This is a genomic window from Robinsoniella sp., assembly GCF_034124845.1.
The window spans coordinates 1-5,931 of sequence record NZ_JAWYAJ010000511.1 but is presented as its reverse complement, the minus strand read 5'-3'; the positions used below and the strand labels follow the sequence as shown (position 1 = coordinate 5,931).

Genomic DNA, 5,931 nt, shown 5'->3' with positions numbered 1-5,931 from the left:
GCCATTTACTGAAATATGTATTTATCAAGTCAAGCCGCAAAAGGTTGATGAGTTTGAGGCACTAATGCTTGAAGTTAAGAGTTTTTTAGAAAAGCAAAAAGGACTACTTTTACTTCGATTTGTCAAAAGAGAGTACCACATAGACATGGAGCAAATCAAAGAAGGATTACCACCGCCTAAAATCACTCGCATTGTAAAAAGCGTTAAGTACATGCTCTATTGGGAGTTTGATACGAAAGAAAGCTATGGAGCTGCACAAAAAAATCTTTACGAAAGCTATTGGAAGTCTATTGAAAAATGCTTAGTAGTGCCACATGACAAATATTTGGGAGAGGATTTGTTTTCATGGAGTTAGCATTTAAAATACGAAAATGTGGCGTAGAAACAGCTTGCCGTAAAAAACAGAATAACAGAGTGATGATATGCAGATAGACAGACTAATTCAAATCGTATTTCTGCTGTTAAGCCATAAGAACCTAACAGCGAAACAATTGGGGGAGGAACTTGGTGTTTCAACTCGCACAATATGCAGGGATATCAATATACTTTCCATTGCAAATATACCAATCACATCACAAAAAGGATATGGCGGAGGTTTGTCTTTCATGCAAGGCTTTTCGTTGGATAAGTCTTACTTTACGCAAGCAGAGCAAAGAAATATTATTCAGGCGCTGCAAATTCTTAAATCAGCCAATTACCCTGACGCCGATAAATCTTTAAACAAGGTTGCCGGATTGTTTAGCCACAATTTGCAATCGGAGTGGTTAGAGATTGATTTTTCATATTGGGGTAGTCCCAAAAAGGAACGGAATAATATTACGGCTTTAGAGCGTGCGATAATCAATAAGTATGTGATTACATTTACTTACTTTAATGCAGAGTTGACGATAACCAACCAAACCGTCGAGCCGATGAAATTGGTTTTCAAATCACACGCGTGGTACCTTATTGCCTATTCACATAATAAAAATGATATTCGAACCTATAAAATGTCCCGTATTAGAGATATTCAAATAACAAACCAGTTGTTCAACCGCCAAATACCGGAAAATTTTTCTATTACGCCTATCTACCGGGAAGAATATAATACGCCCATATTCATATTACACTTTTCAGAAAAAATAGCATATAAAGTCTATGATGAATTTCAAGAGAAGTACATAAAGAAATTAGAGGATGGCACACTGGAAGTAACTTTTAGATACCAGCTTAGCGATTGGACTTTCCGCTATCTGCTTTCCTTTGGTGAGCATGTTAAAATAATTGCGCCTATTGAAGCAAGAAATATGCTAAAGGAAAAGGCGAAAAAGATACTTTCTATGTACTAATAAGTACAGAACCGCCTGTGTAGTTTTATGCTGCACAGGCGGTTTTGTTATATCTATTATTACGACAAAAAGAGGGTAAAATTAAGTGATCCACAGAGGACATTATTTAATGACGTTGTTTGAAGGGTTCTATTCTTATACAAATTACATAAATATTGGAAATTAATTTAGGAGAATCAACGAAAATGAATTTAGGGATTGACTTTTTCTTAAATTAGAACAATAATATAATTACTTTAATAAAACATTTAATAAAAGAAGCATACATAGAATAAAAGGAGAAGAATTATGGATGGAAAAATGAAAGCAGCAGTTATGAATGGAATTGGCAAAATGGGATTTGAAGAACGTGAAATTCCTAAGATAAAAGACAATGAAGTTTTGGTAAAACTGAATTATGTAGGGATCTGCGGATCCGACCTGCATTATTACGAAACCGGGGCGATCGGTGATTATGTGGTAGAGCCTCCTTTTGTGCTGGGGCATGAGCCGGGCGGCGTTGTTGTGGAGGCGGGAAAAAATGTAACACATTTAAAAGCAGGAGACCGGGTTGCCCTGGAGCCGGGAAAGACATGCGGCCACTGTGAGTTTTGTAAAACAGGAAGATATAATTTATGCCCGGATGTAGTATTCTTTGCTACTCCGCCGGTTGACGGGGTGTTCCAGGAATATGTGGCGCATGAAGCGGATCTGTGCTTTAAACTTCCGGATAATGTCAGTACGTTAGAAGGAGCGCTTATTGAACCCCTTGCGGTGGGATTTCATGCGGCGATGCAGGGAAATGCACATGCAGGACAGACAGCGGTTGTAATGGGAGCCGGATGTATCGGTCTGGTAAGCATGATGGCGTTAAAGGCAATGGGAGTATCCAAAGTGTATGTAGTGGATATTATGCAGAAGAGACTGGATAAGGCATTGGAATTAGGTGCAGACGGCGTGATCAACGGTGCCGAAAAAGATGCGGTTCAGGAAGTGATGCGTCTGACGGATAATAAGGGATGCGACCTTGCGATTGAAACAGCAGGAACACAGATCACAACCGTACAGACTATACATATGACGAAAAAGGGATCTACAATCGTACTGGTGGGCTATAGTAAGAGCGGGGAAATGACGCTGCCTATGAGTCTGGCTTTAGACAAAGAGCTGACGTTTAAAACAGTATTCCGCTACCGCCATATTTACCCAATGGCAATTGAGGCAGTCGCTTCGGGAAAGGTAAATCTGAAGGGGATTGTTACCGATATATTCAGTCTTGAGGAAGCACAGAAGGCAATGGACTACAGCGTTAATAATAAGGCTGATGTGGTAAAAGCTGTTATTAAAATCGCAGATTAGGCGTAAAGAGATCAGACAGGGGCAATTGCGCTCCTGTCTTTTGTAATTAAAATTTGTTTCTACATATAGAATTAATGGGTTTGTGTCTAATTCAAAGCCATATTTCCCCATACTGGAGGAGTCAGGCTAGAAATTCCTTCCACCATCGTATCATGATCGTTCTTGAATAAATGGGGGATATCTTCTTTAATTAACGAAGAATCCCCTTTTTTTAATACAATTTCTTCGCTGCCCACAAGAAGGGTTAAGGTTCCGGACAATACAGTTACGATTTCTTCGGAATGGTGAACAACGGGAAGTTCAGAATCCTGAGTGTGGGGTTCAATGGTAAACCGGATCATCAGACTCTGGGGCAGAAATTTGTGGGAAGGGAGGGGGCTTAGGAAGTTATAAGTAACGGATTCCTGGTGGTTGTGCATTCGAATCTGCCGGTCTTCCCGAATCGTAAGAGCCTCATCTTCCTCGTAGTCCAGCAGCAGATAAAGGGGTACATCCAGAGATTTGGCGAGTTTTCGAAGGGATGAGAGGGAGGGTTCAACCTGCCCGTTTTCCACCTGGGAAATGTATCCAATGGAAAGTCCGGTTTCTTCCGCCATATTTTTCAGTGTTAAATTTGCTTTTTTACGGTATTGTTTGAGTTTATCGCCAAGCATAGCATCCTCCTGATTGTTCTTTCTGTGTTTCGTTTTGTCTGAACTGATTATAGCATATCTAAAAATAAAAGGGAATCATTTTAAGTAATACTAAAAATCAAGAAAACAATTGACATATATTTTTATAAATAGTAATATTAATTTAAATTATACTTAAAAATTTTAGTATTTATAAAAAGGAGAATGAAACATGAAAATTGTTGATGTGAAGTTGGAAAAAATCCGGATTCAGTTAAGCGAGCCTTTCCGGGTAGCGTTTGCCGTCATTGATTATTCGGAAAATGTACTGATCAAAATCATAACGGATGAAGGGATTGCGGGATATGGTGAAGCGGCGCCTCTGGCATTTGTAACAGGGGAAACCATTGAAGGAGTACTAGCGGCACTTCAGATGTTCCGCCAGGGACTGATTGGAGAAGATCCTCTTAATATTGAGCGGATACATGCCCTTATGAATGGTGCAATAGCAGGAAATACATCTGCAAAATGTGCAGTCGATCTGGCACTTTATGATATCCGGGGCAAAGTGATGGGACAGCCTGTGTATAAAGTACTGGGTGGATATGACAACAAGGTAGTCAACGATATCACCATTGGGATGGATGAAACTGATAAAATGGTTGAAAAGGCAAGGCGTTACGTGGAGGAAGACGGTTATCATATCCTGAAGATTAAGACCGGAAGCAGCCTGGAAAAGGATATAGAAAATATACATAAAATACGGGAAGCGGTTGGAAGCCATATCCGCCTTCGGGTGGATGCCAATCAGGGCTATTCGGTGAGTGATGCGGTAAAAGCGCTGGATGCCTTTGAAAAGGCGGGGGTGGAAGCCGTGGAACAGTGCCTTGCTGACTGGGATATGGAAGGGGCGGCATGGATACGCCAGAAAGCCAGAGGAATCAAAGTGATGTTAGACGAGTCTATTCACAGCCCGATTGATGCGGCAAAAGCCTGCAGGCTGGGAGCGGCAGACACTCTGAATATTAAGCTGATGAAATGCGGCGGACTGTATCAGGCGGAGCAGATCAATGCCATTGCAATGGCTAATGGGGTAAACTGCATGGTTGGCTGTATGCTGGAAACAAAACTGGCCATCACGGCAGGAATGAGCCTCGTTGCATCTAAACAGAATATAACCGAAGCGGACTGCGACAGCTTTCTGTACTATAAAGATGAATCAACAGGTATGACCGGCGGATTCACAAGGGAGGGAGATATTTTTACTCTTTCTGACAAGCCGGGATTCGGATTAGATATTAATTTCTAAAAAAACGTTCTAAGGAGGAAGAGATCTTAATGACATTACCTATTTTTAATTCTACGGAGAGCTTATTGGCGGTAGTATTTATCATGATTGCGTTTAGTATGTGGCTGCAAAAATATTCCGCGCTGAAAAGTATCGGTCCGGTACTGACTGTTATCGTGATCGGAATTATTTTATCCAACTTAAAAATTGTGCCGGGAAGCCATGAATTATATGGTACGCTTGGGACCTACTGTATCCCCATTTCGGTATCCCTGTATCTGCTGAATGTGGATTTCCAAGGCTTAAAAAAGCTTTCCAGACAGCCATGGATTGCAATTATCTGCGCTGTTTTCAGCGTGAGTATCATCAGTGTGATATTTGGAGTCATATTTGGAACAATCATTCCGGAAGGCTGGAAAGTAGCTGGCATGTTCGTAGGTACCTACACAGGCGGAAGTGCAAACCTGACGGCAATTGCAGTAGGGCTTAATACGGCACAGGAAACCATTGCCTCTGCAAATGCGGCTGATTATGTAATCGGAATCCCGGTACTGATTCTTTTATTTGCAATGCCGGCAATTCTGCGGAAAATGAAATGGATTGAAAGAGTATGGCCATATCATTACACCGAAGAAGAACGCCAGGTAAGTGACGGTTCCGGCAGTCTGATGGGATCCGATACCTGGAGTATCCGGGATATTGCTTATCTGCTGGCACTGGCCATTACCATTTCCACAGTTGCCGGGGTCATATCAGCCAAACTCTTTCCAGAGTCATTTATGAGTGCAGGTAAAATTCTTTTAAATACAACGATTTCACTGATCATGGCACAGCTTCCAATGGTTAAGAAGCTGAAAGGAAATATGAGCCTTGGGCTGCTGTTCGGAATGATGTATCTCTCTACCATTGGATTTATGGTGGACATCCGTGCATTTTTTGGCTCCACACTGGCAATTACGTTGTTCTGTGCCTGTGTTATCTTTGGAGCAATGGCACTTCATCTGCTGATATTGCGTTTATGTAAAGTGAAATATGAATATGCGGTTCTGTCAATAACCGGAGCCATTGCTGACGGTCCGACGGCTGCGCTGGTAGCTTCCGGCGGCGGCTGGAACTCTCTGGTTGGAATCGGATTGATTATGGGTGTCATTGGCGGAGTCTGCGGAAACTACGTGGGAATAGGTGTTGCGTATCTGATTAAGATGCTGATCGGAGCTTAAAGGGAGGCAGAAATATGGTTCAATGGAAGCTGTATACCTTGGGCATACTGTACGGAATCTTCTGGCAGGAAGGGGACTGTTTTTCTTGCAGAACATTGGATTTCGCCAGCGGAAAGCTGACAGAAACGGCGGTATTTGACGAGGCA

At 41.8% G+C, this 5,931-nt stretch carries 6 protein-coding genes; 5 read left to right on the top strand and 1 reads right to left on the bottom strand.

Annotated elements, in window-relative coordinates:
- The 3 genes from ACH2DQ_RS25295 to ACH2DQ_RS25285 form a co-directional block, all read left to right on the top strand.
- Window positions 1-355, top strand: a 355-nt coding sequence (locus ACH2DQ_RS25295; protein ID WP_395028616.1) for a hypothetical protein, incomplete at its 5' end; no start/stop codon positions are given.
- Window positions 356-422: 67 nt separating this feature from the next.
- Complete coding sequence (locus ACH2DQ_RS25290) at window positions 423-1,328, top strand: helix-turn-helix transcriptional regulator (protein WP_394915750.1); 906 nt, start codon at window positions 423-425, stop codon at window positions 1,326-1,328.
- A gap of 288 nt (window positions 1,329-1,616) precedes the next feature.
- Window positions 1,617-2,666 carry an NAD(P)-dependent alcohol dehydrogenase gene (locus tag ACH2DQ_RS25285; protein WP_394915751.1) on the top strand — a complete coding sequence of 350 codons (1,050 nt, stop codon included), beginning with the start codon at window positions 1,617-1,619 and terminating at the stop codon, window positions 2,664-2,666.
- An 86-nt stretch (window positions 2,667-2,752) separates the two neighbouring features.
- Here the strand turns inward: ACH2DQ_RS25285 and ACH2DQ_RS25280 are convergent, their stop codons facing one another.
- Window positions 2,753-3,319, bottom strand: a complete 567-nt coding sequence (locus ACH2DQ_RS25280) for a helix-turn-helix domain-containing protein (protein ID WP_394915752.1) — start codon at window positions 3,317-3,319, stop codon at window positions 2,753-2,755.
- A 190-nt stretch (window positions 3,320-3,509) separates the two neighbouring features.
- Here ACH2DQ_RS25280 and ACH2DQ_RS25275 point away from each other — a divergent pair, with 190 nt between their 5' ends.
- Entirely contained in the window at window positions 3,510-4,586 is a 1,077-nt protein-coding gene (locus ACH2DQ_RS25275; protein WP_394915753.1) for a mandelate racemase/muconate lactonizing enzyme family protein, read from the top strand.
- 29 nt (window positions 4,587-4,615) lie between these two features.
- A complete protein-coding gene (locus tag ACH2DQ_RS25270; protein WP_394915754.1) occupies window positions 4,616-5,785 on the top strand; it encodes a DUF819 domain-containing protein in 1,170 nt (389 codons plus the stop codon).
- Window positions 5,786-5,931 lie beyond the last annotated feature (146 nt).